We start from the raw sequence: 17,998 nt of genomic DNA, 5'->3' as shown, positions 1-17,998 counted from the left end.
GTCGCGGATGCTGTTCCAGATCACCGCGCGAGTGGTGCCGTCGGCAACCAACGGCAGCAGCCGCGGCAAGGCGGCGAGACTCGCCGGATCCAGCCGGATCTTCGCCCACGTGCCGTCCCCCGCATCCGGTACGACGAGCGCCGCCGACGGATCCAGCGACACCGCGACTTCGTCGGCGTCCAGCAGTACGTCGACCGACGTCGGCCGGCCCACTTCGTCGTACGCGGCGACCGTCAGCTGGTGCGGCCGCTCCGCGTCGTCCGGGCGCGATCGGTGCAGCACGACACCGTTCGGCGACCGGGTGACGCTGATCGTGTCGAGGCCGGACGTCCGCAACCACTGTTCGGACCAGGCCGGCAGCTCGACCGCGCCCGCCTCGGTCAGCTTCGCGACGAACTCCGGCAGGTCCGCGTTGCCGAACTCGTGGGCCCGCAGGTGCTCGGTCACTCCGCGCAGGAACACCTCGTCGCCCACGTACGCCGCCAACTGCTTGAGCACCGCCGCGCCCTTGGCGTACGAGATCCCGTCGAAGTCCTCCAGCGTCTCGCGCGCGTCCTTGACCGGATCCGCCGCCACCGGGTGCGTCGACGCGCGCTGGTCGGCCTGCAGCCCCCACCACTTGCGGACGAAGCCGAAGTCGGTCCAGTGCCCGCCATGGTCGGTCACGTCGTGCGACACCCGGTGGGCCATGTACTCGGCGAACGACTCGTTCAGCCAGAGGTCGTTCCACCACTTCATCGTGACCAGGTCGCCGAACCACATGTGCGCGAGTTCGTGCACCAGTATCCGCGCCCGGGTGCTGCGCTCGGCGTCCGTGACCGCCGACCGGAAGACCAGGCGGTCAGCGACCGTCACGCAGCCGGGGTTCTCCATCGCGCCGAGGTTGAAGTCGGGCACGAACACCTGGTGGTACTCGCCGAACGGATAGCGGTACCCGAACAGCCGGTGGTACTCGTCGAACGCCTGCCCGGTCACCCTGAACAGATCCTCGGCGTCCCGGTCCAGGTACGGCGCCAGCGACTGCCGGCAGCCCAGCCCGAGCGGGATCCCGTCGTGCTCACCGCGGATCAGGTGGTAGGGCCCGGCCAGCAGCGTGACGAAGTACGTCGACAGCGGCTTCGTCTCGGCCACCTCCCAACGCCCCGGCCGCACTTCGCGGGCCGGTGCGTTGCCGAGCACGATCCAGTCGCTCGGCACCGTCGCGGTCATCCGGTACGGCGCCTTGAGGTCGGGCTGGTCGAAGCAGGCGAAATAGCGCGGCGCGGACTCCAGCGACGACATCCCCTACAGGTAGACCCGCCCGTCGGCCGCGTCGACCGATCGCTGCATCCCCTCGCCGTCGTGCGCGTACTCCATCACCGCGTCGACCACGAGCTCGTTCTCGGCGTTCAGCCCGGTCAGCGGCAGCCGCCCGTCGTCGAGCCCGCTCACGTCCACCGGTACGCCGTTCAGCTTCACCGACACCAGCTCGCGCGGTTTCACGTCCAGCCAGGTCTCCCCCGCCGACGCCGCGAACCACACCGTCGACACCGACCGAAAGGTCTCGTCGCCGGTGGTGAAGTCGAAGTCGAGGTGATAACCGCGGACCTTCACCACATCGGCCCGGGTCCGTGCGTCGTCCACCGTCAGCGCAGGCATGGCCCGAACCTAACCCACCGCCCTGTCCCACCGCCCTGTCCCGGCCCCCAACCCTTGCCATTTCGACGGTTAACCCGGGAGGTGGTGGGTTCTACGACCGCACGCCACCATGGAACCCCCAATTTCCACGGTTAACCGTCGAAATGACGGGGGCGGGTGGGTGAGTGGGCTAGGGCCGGGGGCCGAGGGGGTCCTCGGTGGGTGGGGTGGGGGTGCGGCGGGTGTTGCTGGTCAGGGATCGGTCGGGCAGCCACAGGACGAACGTGCTGCCGGTGCCGACCTCCGAGTGCAGGGAGACCGAGCCGCCGTGCGACTCGACGATCTGGCGGACAATCGCCAGCCCGAGGCCGGCTCGGCGCTGGCCGGTGGACGGGACGGTGGCCGGCGACTGGCGCTGGCCGGAGCGGAAGAACCGGTCGAAGACGCGGTCGGCGTCCTCCTCCGCGATGCCGGGGCCTTCGTCACGGACGGCGATCCAGGCCCAGCCGTTGCGGCTGCCGACGGCGAGGACCAGTTCGCTGCCGCCGCGCGCGAGGCGTACGGCGTTCGAGAGCAGGTTGTCGACGGCTCGTCGCAGCGCGGACGCGTCACCGGCGGCGATCGGGCCCGGCGACAGTCGCCGGACCAGGCGGATCTCGCGGTCGGCGGCGATCAGCTCGTACTCCTCCGCGGCCTCGCCCGCGATCCCGGCCAGGTCCACGTCGGCGTCGACGAAGGCCGGCGAGGACCGGCGCGCGGACGCGAGCAGGTCCTCCACCAGCCGGGTCATCCGCTGGATCGCGCGGGCCACGATCGCGGTCGCCTGGGCGCGGTCCTCGGGCGGGGTGTCGTCGTGGGCGAGTACGGCGTCCACGTTGGCCTGGATCACCGCGAGCGGATTGCGCAGCTCGTGCGACGCGTCGTCGACGAGCTGGCGCTGGGCGACGAACGCCGCCTCCAGCCGGGCCAGCATGTCGTCGACGGTGTCGGCCAGGTTGCGCAGCTCGTCCCGCGGTCCGGTCAGCGCGATCCGGCGGGACAGGTCGGTGGCGGAGATGTCCTGCGCGGTCGCGGTGATCGCCCGGACCGGCCGCAGCGCGCGCCCCGACAACCACCAGCCGGTCCCGAGGCTGACGGCGAACAGCACGCCCATCGCGCCGGCCGAGTAGTTCCGCATCGTCTGCAGGGTCTGGTAGTTGACCGCAGACTCGATGCTGGAGATCTCGGCGGCCTGGATCACCACGCCGGGCTTCAGCTTGATGTCGCCGTCGTGCTCGTAGTACACCTTCTTGACGGTGATCGGGTCGAGCGGCTTGGGGTCCAGGTACGCCGACAGCGCGAAGTACAGGCCGCCGAGCAGCAGCGCCGACAGCGCGATCAGCACCGCGGAGTACGCCAGCGTCAGCCGGAACCGGATCGTCTGCGCCCAGGCCGGCAGGCGGGTGATCAGTCCGGACGGGGGCCGGAGCCTTGTGATCCTCATGTCTCACCTCGTAGCCGGTAGCCCCGGCCGATCACCGTTTCCAGCAAGGGCTCCTCGCCCTCCTGGGTGAGCTTGCGCCGTAGCGTGCCGACCGTCACCCGGACGCTCTGGGTGAACGGGTCGGCGTTCTCGTCCCACACGTGCTCGAGCAGCTCCTCGGCCGACACGACATGCCCGGGACGGGACATCAGATACCGCAGTACGCCGAACTCCTTGAGCGTCAACGGCAACTCCCGCCCGGCGCGCGTCGCCAGGTGCCGCGAGGAGTCGAGCACCAGGTCGCCGACGTGCAGCTGGGTGGTCCCGTTCGTCACGTCGCGGCGCAGCAGCGCGCGGATCCGCGCCAGCAGCTCGACCAGCGCGAACGGCTTGGTCAGGTAGTCGTCCGCGCCCTCGTCGAGGCCGCGCACCCGGTCGGCCAGCGAGGCCCGGGCGGTCAGCATCAGCACGCGCAGCTCACGTCCCGACGCCACCTCGATCTCGCCGCGGCGGACGGCCCGGCACAGGTCGAGCCCGTTGGTGTCGGGCAGCGTGATGTCCAGAATCGCCAGGTCGTACGCCGTGGTCGCGAGTTTCTCCACCGCCTCGGCGCCGGTCAGCGCGGTGTCCACGGCATAGCCGGCCCGGCCCAGTCCCGAGCGCAGAGCGCTGACCAGACCTTCCTCGTCCTCCACCACCAGTAGTCGCACAAGCCAAAGGTAGCCGTGCCCGCGGCGGTTGCCGGGATGCGCTTTCGGTCGGCTTTCGTTCGGCTTTCCGGTCGTTTTCGGGGCGCGGTGATGAATTGGTCGCATCATCCGAACCGAAGGAGTCACTGATGAACTTCCCCGGAAAGCGTGTCCTGCTCGGTAGCGCGGTCGCCGTCGCGGCCCTCGGCGCCGGTGGTTTCGCCTACGCCGCGGGCACCGAGGACCCGGCGCCGTCGCAGGGCTACGTGACCGTCGAGGACGGCGCGACCACCCCGTCGCCGGGCACCGGTCAGAGCGAAGGCCAGGCGCAGCCGCGGGACGGGCGTGACTGCCCCGAGAAGGACGGCAGCCAGGGCCAGGCCCAGCCGGAGCAGACCCAGCCCGAGCAGCAGGCCGATCCTCAGGGCAACGCATGACCGCAGTACTGGAGCGCGCCCTCTTCGAGGTGAAGCGGGTCGTGGTCGGCCAGGACCAGCTGGTGGAGCGGATGATGGTGGGCCTGCTGGCTCGCGGTCACTGCCTGCTGGAGGGTGTCCCCGGTGTCGCGAAGACGCTCGCCGTCCGGACGCTGGCGGAGGTGATCGGCGGCCGGTTCGCCCGGCTGCAGTTCACCCCCGACCTGGTCCCCGGTGACATCGTCGGGACCCGGATCTGGCGGCCGTCGGCGGAGGGGTTCGACACCGAGCTCGGCCCGATCTTCGCACACCTGGTGCTCGCCGACGAGATCAACCGGGCCCCGGCCAAGGTGCAGTCGGCGTTGCTGGAGGCAATGGCCGAGCAGCAGGTCAGCATCGGCGGGGTCAGCTACCCGCTGCCGGAGCCGTTCCTGGTGCTGGCGACGCAGAACCCGATCGAGTCCGAAGGCGTGTACGCCCTGCCCGAGGCGCAGCGGGACCGGTTCTTGCTGAAGATCACCGTCGACTACCCGACCCCGATGGAGGAACTCACGATCCTGCAGCGGATGAGCTCGCACCGGCCGCACGCGAACGCCGTGCTGACGCCGGAGCTGGTCCGTGAGTTGCAGCAGGCAACCGAAGACGTCTTCGTGCACAACGCGGTCGCCGAGTACGTCGTCCGGCTGGTGCACGCGACCCGTGAGCCGCAGCAGTACGGGATCAACGATCTCGGCGGCGTCCTGGAGTTCGGGGTGAGCCCGCGGGCGACCCTCGGCCTGGTCGCGGCCGGACGGGCGCTGGCCTTGCTGCGCGGACGGGACTACGTGCTGCCGGCCGATGTGTACGACGTGGCGCACGACGTGATGGCGCACCGGCTGGTGCTGACCTTCGACGCGCTGGCCGACGGGGTCGATCCCCGCGCGGTGGTGTCGCGGGTCCTGCACGCGGTCGAGCAGCCGCACGTCGTACCGGCGGACGACACACCGCCCGGCATCAACACCGCCCCCGGGTACGACGTCACCGGTGGCGCGCAGGGGTCAGCGGCATGAGTAGCCCGTCGGCGTCCTCTCCCGATCTGATCGCGGGTCGGGAGCGGGCCCTGCGTTCCCTGGAGCTGTCCGTCAAACGGAAGCTGGAAGGCTTTCTGCACGGGGAGATCACCGGGTTGCGCAGCGGCCCTGGCAGCGAACCGAACGAGGCGCGGCCTTACCAGGCAGGTCAGGACGACGTCCGGCGGATGGACTGGAACGTGACGGCCCGCTCGCTCGAGCCGCACGTCCGTGCCCCGCTCGCCGAGCGCGAACTGGAGACCTGGGCGCTGCTCGACGCATCGGCCAGCATGGACTTCGGTACGGCGCTGAGCGAGAAGCGCGACCTGGCAATCGCGATCGTCGGGACGGTTGGCTTGCTGGCCGACCGCCCCGGCAACTCCCTCGGCGTCCGGGTCGCGCTCGGCGATCAGGTCCGCCGAATCCCTGCCGCTGGTGGCTCGGCGGCGCTGCGCCGTACTCTGCGCACGCTGTTGTCGTTGCCTAGAGCAACACCCGGCGAACACCCGGCGACCGATCTGGCCACCGCCATCACGCGGCTGGATCGCGAGCACCCGAGGCCGGGCCTGCGCGTGGTCGTCTCCGACTTCCACACCGAAGGCTGGGCCGACGCCCTGCGCCGGCTCGGCGCCCGGCACGAAGTGATCGCCGTCGAGGTGCTCGACCCCCGCGAGCTCGACCTTCCCGAGGTCGGCCTGCTGACCGTCGTCGATCCCGAGACCGGACGCCGGCGCGAAGTCCAGACGAGCAGCAAGAAGCTCCGCCGCCGGTACGCCGACGCGATGACCGCGCACCGGGAACACACCGCCCAGGCGATCCGCGCCTCGGGCGCCGCGCACCTGGTGCTGCGGACCGACACCGACTGGGTGCGCGACGTCGCGGCGTTCGCCACCGCCCGCAAGCGGGCCGCGGCCCGCCGAACCCCTCGAGGGAGGACCGGTACCCGATGAGATTCGAGCAACCCCTGTGGCTGTGGCTGCTGCTGGTCGCCGCGGCCCTGGTCGTCGCGTACGTCGTCGCCCAGCGCCGCCGCAGCCAGTACGCCGTCCGCTTCGCCACGCTGCCGATGCTGGACAAGGTCGCCCCCAAGCGGCCCGGTTGGCGGCGGCACGCCCCGGCGTTCGCGTTCCTGGCCGCGATCGTGGTGCTGACCATCGCGATCGCCCGCCCGGTCACCGACGTCCGGGTGCCCCGCGAACGCGCGACGGTCGTGGTCGCGATGGACGTCAGCAACTCGATGGCCGCCACCGACGTCGCGCCGGACCGGTTCGCGGTCGCCAAGGAGGCCGCGACGCAGTTCGTCCGCGACCTGCCCGAGCAGTTCAACGTCGGGCTGGTCTCGTTCGCCCGGACCGCGACCGTGGTCGCGCCGCCCAGCACCAACCACCAGGCCGCCGTCGACGCGATCGAGCAGCTCACGCTGACCGACAGCACGGCGATCGGCGAGGCGGTCCTGACCAGCCTGCAGGCGATCCGTTCGGTCGACGCGCAGGCCGCCGAGGACCCGCCGCCGGCCCGGATCGTGCTGCTGTCCGACGGTGGCAACACCGCCGGCCGGCCGATCGACGAGGCCGCCCAGGAGGCGACCGCGGCCGGCGTACCGGTGTCGACGATCGCGTACGGCACACCGCAAGGCACGATCGACCTCGAAGGCCGGTCGATCCCGGTCCCCGCCGACACCGAGTCCCTGCAGGGACTGGCCGACGCGACCAGCGGTTCGTTCTACGCCGCCGAGAGCGACGAGCAACTGCGCGACGTCTACTCCGACCTCCAGTCGTCGATCGGCTGGACCACCGAGCCACGCGAGATCACCAACCTGGTGGCGGGAATCGCCCTGGCCGCGGCGCTGCTGGCCGGGCTGGCGTCGCTGCTGTGGTTCTCGCGACTCCCGTGAGCACCAAGGAGCACTTGTGAGTCCTCATCTGGGTCATCCCTTCCGCGGGCCGCACTACCAGCCGGGGCCGCCACCCGCCGCGCCCTCCGCACCCCCTGGCCAGGCACCGCCCGGCCTCCCGTTCCCCGTCACCCCGGCCTCCGCCTCGCCGGCTCCCCCCTCTCCGGCGGCGGCACCTCAGGCCGGGGTGACGGACAAGCCCACACCGGTACGCCGTACCGGGCGCACGCTCGCCGCCGGGATCGCGCTGTCGATCCTGGCCGGCGGGCTGGCCGGTGCGGTGACCGGCGGATGGGGCGACGACACCCCACCGGCCGCGACCGCACAGTTGCCGCAGGCATCGGCTCCGTCGGCGCCCGGCGGTGGCGGCCCGTCGATCGCGTCGGCGGCAGAGAGCGTGCTGCCCGGCGTGGTGTCGGTCCGGGCCGGCCGGGCGACCGGTTCGGGTTTCGCGATCGACTCCGAAGGCCACGTGGTGACGAACGCGCACGTGGTCGAGGGCGCCCGCAACGTCTCGCTGGTGCTGTCGAACGGCCGGAGCCTGGACGCCGAGATCATCGGCGTCGACTCCGACAACGACCTGGCGGTGCTGCAGGTCGCCACCGGGGCGACGAACTCGGGACTGCGGTCGCTGCCGCTCGGCCGGTCCGCGGAACTGAAGGTCGGCGATCCGGTGCTGGCCGTCGGATCCCCGCTCGGGTTGGAGGGCACGGTGACCGCGGGCATCGTCAGCGCGGTCAACCGGCAAGCCCGGTTCGGCGACAGCGGCGCCCGGCAGACCGCGATCCAGACCGACGCCGCGATCAACCCGGGCAACTCCGGTGGGCCGCTGGTCAACGCCGCCGGTCAGGTGGTCGGCGTGAACACCGCGATCGCGACGCTCGGCAGTTCGAGCCGGTCGGGCAACATCGGCATCGGTTTCGCGATCCCGGTCGACCGGATGACAACGATCGTGCGCGGGCTGATCGACTGATCATCTGCTTCACTGAACACACCTCGGCCCGTCGCGGACTCCATGCCACGCGGCGGGCCGAGGCCTTGTTCGTCTACGGGTGGTACGGCGGCCGGCGGTACATCGCGCCGGGAGCCCAGAACGGCCCGACCTCGTAGTAGTCGTAGAGGTTGTCGAAGTAGTCCGGTGCGTCGGTCAGTTCCGGGTCGTAGCCCGGGGCACCGATCAGCGTCTGCTGGTCGCGGTCGATCACCACCTGGTCGTCGTCGACCGATCGGACCAGCTCGACCGGGATCAGCCGCGATTCCTTGCCCAGCCCGAGGAACCCACCGTCGACGACCTCGAGCAGCCGGACCTTCGCCTCCTCGTGGTCGAGGAACAGCCCGTCCACCTTGCCGACCTTCTCCCCCGCGGCGTCCACCACCGTCCGGCCGCGGATGTCGTCGGACGGGTCGGCGAGCACCAGATCGGTGTCGCCCAGCTTCACCAGCGGAACCTGCGCCTGCTCGTTCATCGTCGTACTCCCTTCCACCGAACCGGTAGCCGAAAGCACCCCTGATCAAACTGTCATCGCCTCGCCAGCACCGTCGACACCGGCGCGGGATCTGACTGTCCGTCCACGTGCCGCGACACCCAGTCGTCGAGGTCGGCCGCGGCTTCGACCGGGTCCTCCAGCAGGTGAGCCCGCCACCAGTCCCGGTCCGGCGACCCGACGGACCGAACGCTCGCCTCCGAGAGTCCCACCGCTGCTGCGATCTGTGGCCAGCTGTCCCCCCGCAGGCGGGCGAGGGCCACCACCGCCGCGACGTACCGGTTGGTGGCCTCGAGCACCGATCGGGCCGCTGTGAGTTCGTCGGCCGCTGCCGGGACCGCGGCCGCGGCGGCTTCGGCGAGCAGGCACGCCTCGTACGACAGCGCGACCCGCGCCACCGCCGCGTCCGTCTCCCGCTGATCCGCCATCCCTCGATGATCGAGTCCACCGGTTCACGCGCACAATGCGCGATTCCCGCAGCCAGCCTCTGTCCCGGCCATAGGCTGAGTGAATGCGCTACGACCTCGAGGACCTCCGGCTCTTCGTCCACGTCGTGACCGAAGGGTCCATCACCGCAGGCGCCCGGCGGATGCACCTGAGCCTGCCGTCGGCCAGCGCCCGGGTCCGCGCACTCGAAACACAGGCCGGTCTGCCTCTGTTGATCCGGGAACGCAGAGGCGTCCGCCCCACGCCCGCCGGCAGCACACTCGCCCGGCACGCGGAGGCCGTGCTCGCCGAGACCGTGCGCCTCGACAGCGCCCTCGCGAGCTACACCGCCGCACCGCGCCGCCCGGTCGTGCTCGTCGCCGGAGCCTCGGGCCTGAACCGCATCGTCCCGCTGGCCCTGACGACGTTCCTGCGCGCCTACCCGGAGTACGACGTCGCCGTGTCCGAGCACCAGACCCCCGAGAGCCTGCGCCTGCTCGCCGACGGCGAAGCCGATCTCGGCATCGTGCTGCACGACGAGGCCGAGGACACCGACCTCCGGCTCGAACCACTCAGCGAGGACCATCTGGTCGTGATCGGCCAAGCGGGCGGCGTACTGAGCGGCCGCGCCGGTATGACGTACCGCGAAGCAGCCGAGCACCCGATGGTCGGCCTGTCCCTGGACTCGTCACTGCGCCAGTGGATCGACCGCCACCTCCCGGCCAACGCGCCGATCCCCCGCTACCGCACCCTCGTCCCCGACCTGCACACCTTGATCCCCCTGGCGGCAGCAGGCGCCGGTCTGGCCATCACACCCCGCCGGGCCGTCGCCCCCAACCCGGACCTCGACATCTGCCCGTTGAGCGACCCGTGGTCTCTACGCCGCCACCTGCTCGCCCACGGCACCCGTCGCCCACCCTCCCGACGAGCGACGGATGCCCTGGCCGACCACATCCGGACGGCGGCGTCGGCCAACTGACCCTGACCGTCGCGCCGGGCGCGACTCCCTAGCGCCGTGCGGTGAGCCCCGCGTCGCAGCACCCGACAGCCCGCCGGGTGCCGCGCAAGCGGCGCCTCTGCCTGGTTATCGTTGCCCAAGGCATTTTCGTTACGCCGCGTAGGCAGATCGTCCCGGAGATCACGCCAAATGCCGGCCGCGCCGGTAGAACTGGTTGCCTGCGGCCGCGAGTGCCGTGACACCCGCGACGCCGAGAAGGCCGGGCAGGACGTAGTCGAAGCCCCAGTCCGCGGCCTGCATCCTGGTGGGTTCCGCAGGGTCGTAGACGACGTCGACCGTGCCGCCGACCGCGTCCTCGTCGAAGTTCGACGTGCTGTCCTCGATGGTCTGACCGGCCTTGGTGGTGTAGCGGACGTCGAGCCGGGCGTTGCGGCCGGACGAGACGTCCAGCACGGTCGCCTCGACCACCTCGCCGCGGTGCTGGAGCAGGTAGGCGTCTCGCGCCATCCAGAACCCGAGCGCCAGCAGGAAGACGGCACCGGCGAGCGTGAGCAGGCCGTTGACGTCCCAGCGCCAGCGGCGGCGGCTGCGTTCGGTGCGGTGGCGCCGGGCGGCGACGCGCCTGGCCCGCCGGGCGGCCTTCGCCCGGCGGCGGACCTCGGCCTGGCGCGTCCTACTGGATCGCCGGGTGCTCTTGGACTTGTGACTCATCGGTCCTCACCGGTCGGGGCTGCTCGGGCTTGAGACGCCCCGGCCGGTGGGGGCGTTCCCTAGGGCCGGGGCTGGGCGAGCAGCGGACGGGTGCCGTCGAGCACGGTGGCGTAACGGGAGCGGATGGTCGCGGCCTCGGGGTCGCTGATGATCGACGACTCCGGCTTGCCGACGGCGACCTGCCAGGTCGGCGGGGTGTCCTCGCCGGAGAGAGCCCAGGCGGCCTGGCGCGCGGCTCCGAGGGCGACGTACTCGCCGGGCTCGGGCAGGACAACCGGTGCGCCGAGCAGCGCAGGCGCCAGAGCCTGTACGGCGCGGGAGCGGGCCGCGCCGCCCAGCAGGAGGACCCGCTCGACCGGGATGCCCTGGACGCGCAGGGCGTCGACGGCGTCGGCCAGGCCGCACAGCATGCCTTCGACGGCGGCGCGGGCCATCGTCGCGGGCTGCATGGTCGCGCGGGTCAGGCCGTAGACCAGACCGGTCGAGTGCGGCAGGTCGGGCGTGCGCTCGCCGTCCAGGTACGGCAGCAGAACCAGTCCGTCGCTGCCGGACGAGTTCAGCGCGGCCTCGTCCAGCTCGGCGAGCTCCATGCCGAGCAGCTGGGCCGTGGCCGACATGACGCGCGCCGCGTTCAGCGTGCAGACCAGCGGCAGGTAGCCCCCGGTCGCGTCCGCGAAACCGGCGACGAACCCACTCGGGTCCGCCGTCGGCGTCGTACTGGTCGCGAACGCCGTGCCGCTGGTCCCCAGGGACACCGCGACGTCACCGGGCTGCAGATCGAGCCCGAGCGCGGCGGCCATGTTGTCGCCGGTCCCGGCCGCGATCGCCGCACCGAACGCGGTCTCGCCGACGACCTCGCGCGGACCGGCGACCCGCGGCAGAGCCAGTGAGCGGCCGAAGGCCCGCTCGACCAGGTCCGGCCGGTACGAGTTGGTCGCCGGCGACCACCAGCCGGTGCCCGACGCGTCGCCGCGGTCAGTGGTGAGGTCAGCGATCCCCGAGCGCCCAGCCGCGAGCTGGTGCGTCAGCCAGTCGTGCGGCAGCGCGACCGCCTCGGCCCGCGCCGCAGCCTCGGGAGCAGCAGACTGCACCCAGCGCAGTTTGGTCACCGTGAAGCTCGGCACCGGCAGCGAACCGATCGCCTCGGCCCACGCCGCGGCTCCACCCAGCTCCTCGACGAGCTCGGTGGTCGCGTCGGCCGAGCTGGTGTCGTTCCAGAGCACGGCCGGGTGGACGACCTCACCGGAGCCGTCGAGCAGGACCATCCCGTGCTGCTGACCGCCCACCGACAGGGCCTGGACGTCGTCCAGCAGCCCGTCGGACGCGATCTGCCAGGCGTTGAGCCACTCGGCGGGGTCGACCTGCGTTGCGTCGGGGTGCGGCGCGCGGCCTTCGCGCAGCACCTCTCCGGTGGCAGCGTCGCAGACCACGACTTTGGTGGCCTGGGTGGAGCAGTCGACACCGGCGACAAGTTTCGGCTGGGTCATCAGACAGGGGTCCTCTCGGCAGCGACAGGGGGCAACAGGCGCAGGACTTCGCGGGCCAGGTCGGTGGTGGTCACCAGCGTGCTGACCAGACCCGACCGGACCGCTGCGATCACAGCGGGAGCCCGGTGCGCGCCGGCCGCCAGTGCGACCCTTTCGGCAGGGCGGCGCAGCTGGTCGATCGACACCGCGATGATCATCTGCTCCAACGGTGACTCGACCAGTTTGCCGTCCACGTCCAGCAAATGCCCACTCACCTCCGCCACGGCGCCACCGGCGACCCCCTCGGCGCGGACCTGTTCCGACACCGCGTCCCACACCGTGGAACACCCCGCCCGCCAGGCACCGATGGCCACCACGGAGACGTCCAGCCCGTCGGCCATCGCCAGGGTGTCGGCGATTCCGGGCTGGCGGCGCAGCGCGGTCACCGCGGCGACGTCGTCGACCACCAGCGGCGCGTGCACCGCGTACGCCGTACCGCCGGCCAGCTCGGCGGCCCGCCGCGCCAGGTCGACCGTCGTTCCGCCACCGGAGGGTGAGTGCAGCGAGCCGGCCATCTGGATCACCGTGCAGGACGGCAGCGCGTCGAAGTGGTCGACCATCGCGTCCACCGCCCGGCTCCAGGTCAGCCCGAGCAGGTCACCGTCGCGGACGAGCGGCGCCACCGTCCGGGCCGCGGCCTCGGCGACCTGCGCGCGGACCTGCTCGGCCGACCCGGTCGCCGTCGTGGCCACGCAGCGCGCGATGCCGAGTGCCTCGGCCAGCTGCTCGGACAGTCCCCGGTCGACCGGGGTCGGGCTCTTGATCTGGATCTGCACGATCCCCCGCTCGCGTGCCTCCTCCAGCAGCCGGGCGATCTTGAACCGGCTGAGCCCCAGCTGCTTGGCGATGTCCACCTTGGAGGTGTTGTCCAGGTAGTACCGCCGGGCGACGTCCGCGAGCAACTCGTCGTCGTCCTCCACCCCCTCGACGGTCATCCGGCCCGTTCCTCCAGCGTGGCCCGGGCGCCGCGCTCGTGCAGCGAGGTCAGCGCCGCCGTGTAGGCCTTCACGAACCGCTCGTCGTCGGCCAGGTCCCCGAACAGGTCCCGGTCGGACACGAACAGCAGCGGGTTGTCCCGGTTGTGCCGCGCCCGCTCGACCAGCTTGTCGCGCAGCCGGTCCACCACCTCGATCGGCCGGCCCTGCTCGTCGACGCCCTCGGCGTACCGGGCCCAGGAGGCCACCACGAGCGCGGACCGCTCGATCCCGCGGTCCGCGGCGAGCTGCTCGCGGATCACCGGCACCAGCCACTTCGGGATCCGGTCCGAGCTCTCCGCGCACAGCCGCGCGAGCGTGTCGCGCACCTCCGGGTTGGCGAACCGCTCGATCAGCTGGTGCTTGTACTGCTCCAGGTCCACCCCCGGTACGGCGGGCAGTGTCGGCTGGCCCTCTTCGGTCATGTAGCCGAGCAGGAAGTCGACGAACAGCTTGTCCTGGCACACCTCGTGCGCGTACCGGTAGCCGGACAGGTAGCCGAGGTAACACAGCGCCTGGTGACTCGCGTTGAGCAGGCGCAACTTCATCAACTCGTACGGCTCGACGTCCTCGACCACCTGCACGCCGACCTCCTCGTACGCCGGGCGCTCGCCGCCGAAGTCGTCCTCCAGCACCCACTGCGTGAACGGCTCGCACACCACCGGCCAGCCGTCCTCCACCCCGAACCACTCGGCCAGCGCCTCCCGGTCGGCCTCGGCCGTGACCGGCGTGATCCGGTCGACCATGCAGTTCGGGAACCGGACCTCGGCCTCGATCCAGTCGGCGAGTTCGGCATCGCGGAGGCGGGCGAAGGAGGTCAGCATCTTCTTCGCCACGTGCCCGTTGCCCGGGATGTTGTCGCACGACATCACCGTGAACGGCTTCGTGCCCGCCGCCCGGCGCCTGGCCAGCGCCTCGATCACCAGCCCGAACGCCGTACCGGGAACCGCTCCCGGCTCCAGGTCGGCGGCCAGGCCCGGGTCGGACGCGTCCAGCTCACCGGTCACCTGGTTGACGTGGTAGCCGCCCTCGGTGATCGTCAGCGACACGATCCGGGTGGCCGGGTCGGCCATCCGCGCCAGCACCGCCTCGGGGTCGTCCGGGGCGAACAGGTAGTCGACGATCGAGCCGATCACCCGCGGCTCCAGCGTGCCGTCCGGGTGCTTGACCACCAGCGTGTAGAGGCAGTCCTGGGCCGCCATCACGTCGGCCATCCGCCGGTCCTGCGGCAGGACGCCGACCCCGCAGATGCCCCAGTCCAGATCCTTGCCGTCAGCCATCAAGCGGTCCAGGTACATCGCCTGGTGGGCCCGGTGGAAGCCGCCGACCCCGAAGTGCACGATGCCCGGGCGGACCGCCGTACGGTCGTAGGCCGGCACGCCCACCCGCGGGTCGAGCGCGGACAGCGTGGCGGAACTGAGTTTCTGCAAGGTCACTTGACGGCTCCCAGTGACAGGCCCTGGACCAGCTTGTCCTGGGCGGCGAAACCGGCGATCAGGACGGGCAGCGACACCACCAGCGAGGCCGCGCAGACCTTGGCCAGGAACAGCCCCTGGCTGGTGACGAAGCCGGTCAGGAACACCGGTGCGGTCTGGGCCACCGTACCTGTCAGCACCCGGGCGAAGAGCAGTTCGTTCCAGCTGAAGATGAAGCAGATCAGCGCCGCCGACGCGATGCCCGGCGTGACCACCGGAGCGACCACGGAACGCAACGTGCGGACCAGTCCGGCGCCGTCGACCGAGGCCGCCTCGAGGATCTCCACCGGGACCTCGGCCAGGAAGCTGCGCAGCATCCAGACCGCGATCGGCAGGTTCATCGAGGTGTAGAGCACGATCAGCAGCCAGATGTTGTCCAGCAGCCCGGTGAACTGCGCGAACAGGTAGATCGGCAGCAGCCCGGCCACCACCGGCAGCATCTTGGTGGACAGGAAGAAGAACAGGACGTCGGTCCACTTCTTCACCGGCTTGATCGACAGCGCGTACGCCGCCGGGAACGCGAGCAGGATGACCAGCAGCGTGGACAGGATGCTCGCGGTCAGCGAGTTCGCGATCGACGGCCAGGGGCCGGTGTCGAAGAACGAGCGGTAACCGTCGAGCGTGAGCGGCGCCGCGAGGTCCGGCGGGTTCTTGGCCGCGTCCTCCTCGGCGTGGAACGAGGTCAGCACCATCCACAGCACCGGCAGCACGAACAGCGTGCCGACGATCCAGGCCAGGCCGCTCAACGCGATCCCGCCGCCGCGCTTCTTCCTCCCCGTGACGATCGTGACCTGAGTACTCATCCACGTCCTCGCTTCGCTCCGGGCGCGGATGAGGCACCACGCGCACTGTGCTTTCTGATGACCTCGCTTCGCTCGCTCATCGGCCCTCCTCCTTGAACAGCGTGGACACCGAGCGCAGGGCCAGCGTCGCGATGACGATCGTGCCGATCACCACGATCACGCCGGCCGCCGAGGCCCGGCCGTAGTCGTGCGCGGTGTAGAAGGTCTGGTAGATCGTGTACGGCAGGTTCGCCGTACCGAGTCCGCCGGACGTGATCGTGAAGACGGCGTCGAAGTTCTGCACCACGTAGATCGAGCCGAGCAGCGCGCTGAGCTCGAGGTACTGGCGCAGGTGCGGCAGCGTCATGTACCGGAAGATGTCCCACTGGCTGGCGCCGTCGATGCCGGCCGCCTCGATCACGTCCAGCGGGCGGCTCTGCAGCCCGGCCAGCAGGATCAGCATCATGAACGGCGTCCACTGCCACACCAGCGCGAAGATCACCGACCACAACGGCTGGTTGCTGATCCAGTCCGGCTGCGGCGCGTTGTCCCCGAAGATCCAGGTCAGCACGCCGTTGAACAGCCCGTACTCCGGGTTGTAGAGCGCGTGCTTCCACAGCAGCGCCGCCGCGACCGGCACGACCAGGAACGGCGTGATCATCATCGTCCGGACCACACCACGGCCGCGGAACTTGCGGTCCAGCAGCAGCGCGATGCCGAGCCCGAGCAGCAGGCTGATCAGCACCACCGCCGCGGTCAGCAGGATCGTCACCAGGATCGCCTGCCGGGTGTTCGCGTCGGTGAGCACGCGGCGGAAGTTGTCCACGCCGGCGAAGCCGCGTTCGTCGGGGTAGTAGGCGTTCCAGTCCATGAACGAGGTGATGATCGTGACCACGAACGGCAGCTGGGTCACGATGATCATGAAGATCAGGGCCGGCAGCAACGGTGCCCGGCGGGCCCAGTCGCCGGTTGTGCGCAGCATCGTGGACTGCGTGCCCGGCGGTACGGCGGCGCGGCGGCCGCCGGGGCGTGCCTGCGTGTCGACACTCATGACGGCTTCCTCACTTCGCTTCTCGGGAGCGATAGCGCTCGGCGACGTCGTCGGCGAGTTCCTGCCCGCGTTTCAGTGCCTCGTCGACGCTCATCCGGCCGGCGATCGCCGAGCTGACGTCCTGGCTGACCTGGGTGCCGAGGTCGGGGAACTCCGGGATGTCGACGAACTGGATCCCGATCGCCGGCCGCTTCTGCACCCCGGGATCGGTCGGGTCCGCGCTCTCGATCGCCTGCCGGGTCGGCTCCGCGAACGCCGCCGCCTCCCGCACGTAGGCCGGGTTCTCGTACGTCGAGGCGCGCTTGCCGGCCGGCACCCGGGACCAGCCGAGCTCCTGCCCGACCAGTTCCTCGTACTGCTTGCTGGACGCCCAGGAGATGAACTTCCAGGCGTTGTCCTTCTTCTTGCTGGCCTCCTGGATGCTCCAGGCCCACGCGTACAGCCAGCCGGAGCTGTCGGTCTTCACCACCGGCGCCGGGGCGTAGCCCATCTTGCCCTTGACCGGTGAGTTCGGGGCCTCCAGCGAACCGGCCGCCGAGGTCGCGTCGTACCACATCGCGACGTTGCCCTGGACAAGGTTGTTGAGGCACTCGGTGAAGCCGGCCTGCGGTGCGCCGAGCTCACCGTGGTTGCGGACCAGGTCGACATAGAACTTGGTCGCCTCGGTGAACTCCGGGGCGTTCACCTGCGCCTGCCAGTCCTCGGTGAACCAGGTGCCGCCGAAGGTGTTCACCACCGTGGTCAGCGGCGCGAACAGCTGACCCCAGCCGGGCTGGCCGCGCAGGCAGATGCCGCGCATGCCGGGCTGGGCGTTGTCGACCTTGGCGGCGATGTCGGCGACCTGCTGCCAGGTCGGCTTGGCCGGCATCGTGATGCCCTTGGCGGCCAGCACGTCCTTGCGGTACATCAGGAACGACGACTCGCCGTAGAACGGTTGGCCGTACACCTTGCCGTCGGCGCCGCTGAGCGACTCCGTCATCGGCTTCAGGACGTCGTCCTGGTCGAAGTCCGGGTCCTTGGCGATGTAGTCCGACAGCGGGGCGATCCACTTGCTGGTCGCGTAGATCGGGATCTCGAAGTTGCTCAGCGAGGCCACGTCGTACTGGCCGGCCTGGCTGGAGAACTCCTGGCTGATCTTGTCCCGGACGTCGTTCTCCGGCAGCACGGTGTAGTTGACCTTGATGCCCGTCTGCTTGGTGAAGTGGTCCGCGGTGAGTTTCTGCAGGTCGACCATCTGTGGGTTGTTCACCATCAGCACGTTGATGCTGTCGGCCCCGCCGCCGCCCGCACCACCACCCCAGCCGGCACACCCGCCGACCGCGCTCACCAGGACCAGGGCGAGTCCCGCCGCTCCGATCCGCCTCCACTGTTCCAGCACGAGCTGCTCCTTCGTTCCGCCGGACTCGCTCATCTGAGCACGCCTCTGCTCAGAATTGAGTGAACCGGTCGCGCTCGGGCGTGTCAAGACTTCGCGCAACACGAGA

At 70.9% G+C, this 17,998-nt stretch carries 18 protein-coding genes and 1 pseudogene; 6 read left to right on the top strand and 13 right to left on the bottom strand.

The window, feature by feature from the left end:
• Nucleotides 1-396 precede the first annotated feature (396 nt).
• The 4 genes and pseudogenes from ACQPXM_RS07900 to ACQPXM_RS07885 form a co-directional block, all read right to left on the bottom strand.
• Nucleotides 397-1,209 (bottom strand): annotated as a pseudogene (locus tag ACQPXM_RS07900) (M1 family aminopeptidase); the annotation flags it as partial.
• 75 nt (nucleotides 1,210-1,284) lie between these two features.
• Complete coding sequence (locus tag ACQPXM_RS07895; protein ID WP_432946313.1) at nucleotides 1,285-1,638, bottom strand: hypothetical protein; 354 nt, start codon at nucleotides 1,636-1,638, stop codon at nucleotides 1,285-1,287.
• A gap of 169 nt (nucleotides 1,639-1,807) precedes the next feature.
• Nucleotides 1,808-3,100: a sensor histidine kinase gene (locus ACQPXM_RS07890; RefSeq protein ID WP_432946311.1), complete on the bottom strand. Its 1,293-nt coding sequence runs from the start codon at nucleotides 3,098-3,100 to the stop codon at nucleotides 1,808-1,810.
• A complete protein-coding gene (locus tag ACQPXM_RS07885; RefSeq protein ID WP_077012286.1) occupies nucleotides 3,097-3,789 on the bottom strand; it encodes a response regulator transcription factor in 693 nt (230 codons plus the stop codon). Before ACQPXM_RS07885 ends, ACQPXM_RS07890 begins: the two co-directional genes overlap by 4 nt.
• A gap of 128 nt (nucleotides 3,790-3,917) precedes the next feature.
• Here ACQPXM_RS07885 and ACQPXM_RS07880 point away from each other — a divergent pair, with 128 nt between their 5' ends.
• The 5 genes from ACQPXM_RS07880 to ACQPXM_RS07860 all read left to right on the top strand — a co-directional run bounded on the left by ACQPXM_RS07880 (nucleotide 3,918) and on the right by ACQPXM_RS07860 (nucleotide 8,100).
• Nucleotides 3,918-4,205 (top strand): hypothetical protein, encoded by a 288-nt coding sequence (locus ACQPXM_RS07880; RefSeq protein ID WP_432946309.1) that lies wholly within the window; start codon nucleotides 3,918-3,920, stop codon nucleotides 4,203-4,205.
• Nucleotides 4,202-5,233, top strand: a complete 1,032-nt coding sequence (locus ACQPXM_RS07875) for an AAA family ATPase (RefSeq protein ID WP_432946307.1) — start codon at nucleotides 4,202-4,204, stop codon at nucleotides 5,231-5,233. The genes ACQPXM_RS07880 and ACQPXM_RS07875 overlap by 4 nt, the downstream gene beginning before the upstream one ends.
• A complete protein-coding gene (locus ACQPXM_RS07870; RefSeq protein ID WP_432946305.1) occupies nucleotides 5,230-6,183 on the top strand; it encodes a DUF58 domain-containing protein in 954 nt (317 codons plus the stop codon). The genes ACQPXM_RS07875 and ACQPXM_RS07870 overlap by 4 nt, the downstream gene beginning before the upstream one ends.
• The gene (locus tag ACQPXM_RS07865) at nucleotides 6,180-7,127 is read left to right on the top strand and encodes a VWA domain-containing protein (RefSeq protein WP_432946303.1); all 948 of its coding nucleotides are present in this window, start codon (nucleotides 6,180-6,182) and stop codon (nucleotides 7,125-7,127) included. The genes ACQPXM_RS07870 and ACQPXM_RS07865 overlap by 4 nt, the downstream gene beginning before the upstream one ends.
• 187 nt (nucleotides 7,128-7,314) lie before the next feature.
• A complete protein-coding gene (locus tag ACQPXM_RS07860) occupies nucleotides 7,315-8,100 on the top strand; it encodes a S1C family serine protease (protein ID WP_432946301.1) in 786 nt (261 codons plus the stop codon).
• 73 nt (nucleotides 8,101-8,173) lie between these two features.
• Here the strand turns inward: ACQPXM_RS07860 and ACQPXM_RS07855 are convergent, their stop codons facing one another.
• Both ACQPXM_RS07855 and ACQPXM_RS07850 read right to left on the bottom strand, forming a co-directional pair.
• Nucleotides 8,174-8,593 carry a PRC-barrel domain-containing protein gene (locus ACQPXM_RS07855; RefSeq protein ID WP_432946299.1) on the bottom strand — a complete coding sequence of 140 codons (420 nt, stop codon included), beginning with the start codon at nucleotides 8,591-8,593 and terminating at the stop codon, nucleotides 8,174-8,176.
• Between the two features lie 53 nt (nucleotides 8,594-8,646).
• Nucleotides 8,647-9,039, bottom strand: coding sequence for a hypothetical protein (locus ACQPXM_RS07850; RefSeq protein WP_432946297.1), 393 nt, complete (start codon nucleotides 9,037-9,039; stop codon nucleotides 8,647-8,649).
• Nucleotides 9,040-9,122: 83 nt separating this feature from the next.
• Here ACQPXM_RS07850 and ACQPXM_RS07845 point away from each other — a divergent pair, with 83 nt between their 5' ends.
• Complete coding sequence (locus ACQPXM_RS07845) at nucleotides 9,123-10,016, top strand: LysR family transcriptional regulator (protein ID WP_432946295.1); 894 nt, start codon at nucleotides 9,123-9,125, stop codon at nucleotides 10,014-10,016.
• A 159-nt stretch (nucleotides 10,017-10,175) separates the two neighbouring features.
• On the opposite strand, the gene ACQPXM_RS07840 is transcribed toward ACQPXM_RS07845, so the two are convergent.
• The 7 genes from ACQPXM_RS07840 to ACQPXM_RS07810 all read right to left on the bottom strand — a co-directional run bounded on the left by ACQPXM_RS07840 (nucleotide 10,176) and on the right by ACQPXM_RS07810 (nucleotide 17,925).
• Complete coding sequence (locus tag ACQPXM_RS07840; RefSeq protein WP_432946293.1) at nucleotides 10,176-10,706, bottom strand: DUF3592 domain-containing protein; 531 nt, start codon at nucleotides 10,704-10,706, stop codon at nucleotides 10,176-10,178.
• A 59-nt stretch (nucleotides 10,707-10,765) separates the two neighbouring features.
• A complete protein-coding gene (xylB, locus tag ACQPXM_RS07835; protein WP_432946291.1) occupies nucleotides 10,766-12,193 on the bottom strand; it encodes a xylulokinase in 1,428 nt (475 codons plus the stop codon).
• Nucleotides 12,193-13,167, bottom strand: coding sequence for a sugar-binding transcriptional regulator (locus ACQPXM_RS07830; RefSeq protein WP_432946289.1), 975 nt, complete (start codon nucleotides 13,165-13,167; stop codon nucleotides 12,193-12,195). The genes xylB and ACQPXM_RS07830 overlap by 1 nt, the downstream gene beginning before the upstream one ends.
• The gene (locus tag ACQPXM_RS07825; RefSeq protein ID WP_432946287.1) at nucleotides 13,164-14,642 is read right to left on the bottom strand and encodes a mannitol dehydrogenase family protein; all 1,479 of its coding nucleotides are present in this window, start codon (nucleotides 14,640-14,642) and stop codon (nucleotides 13,164-13,166) included. Before ACQPXM_RS07825 ends, ACQPXM_RS07830 begins: the two co-directional genes overlap by 4 nt.
• Nucleotides 14,639-15,484 carry a carbohydrate ABC transporter permease gene (locus tag ACQPXM_RS07820; protein WP_432946285.1) on the bottom strand — a complete coding sequence of 282 codons (846 nt, stop codon included), beginning with the start codon at nucleotides 15,482-15,484 and terminating at the stop codon, nucleotides 14,639-14,641. The genes ACQPXM_RS07825 and ACQPXM_RS07820 overlap by 4 nt, the downstream gene beginning before the upstream one ends.
• Before the next feature lie 76 nt (nucleotides 15,485-15,560).
• On the bottom strand, nucleotides 15,561-16,514 hold the full coding sequence (locus ACQPXM_RS07815; protein WP_432946283.1) for a carbohydrate ABC transporter permease: 954 nt from the start codon (nucleotides 16,512-16,514) through the stop codon (nucleotides 15,561-15,563).
• 10 nt (nucleotides 16,515-16,524) lie between these two features.
• The gene (locus ACQPXM_RS07810) at nucleotides 16,525-17,925 is read right to left on the bottom strand and encodes an ABC transporter substrate-binding protein (protein ID WP_432946281.1); all 1,401 of its coding nucleotides are present in this window, start codon (nucleotides 17,923-17,925) and stop codon (nucleotides 16,525-16,527) included.
• Nucleotides 17,926-17,998 lie beyond the last annotated feature (73 nt).

It is taken from the genome of Kribbella sp. CA-253562 (assembly GCF_050942265.1).
In the GTDB taxonomy this organism is placed as follows: Bacteria; Actinomycetota; Actinomycetes; order Propionibacteriales; family Kribbellaceae; genus Kribbella.
This window is presented reverse-complemented; position numbering and strand designations above follow the sequence as displayed.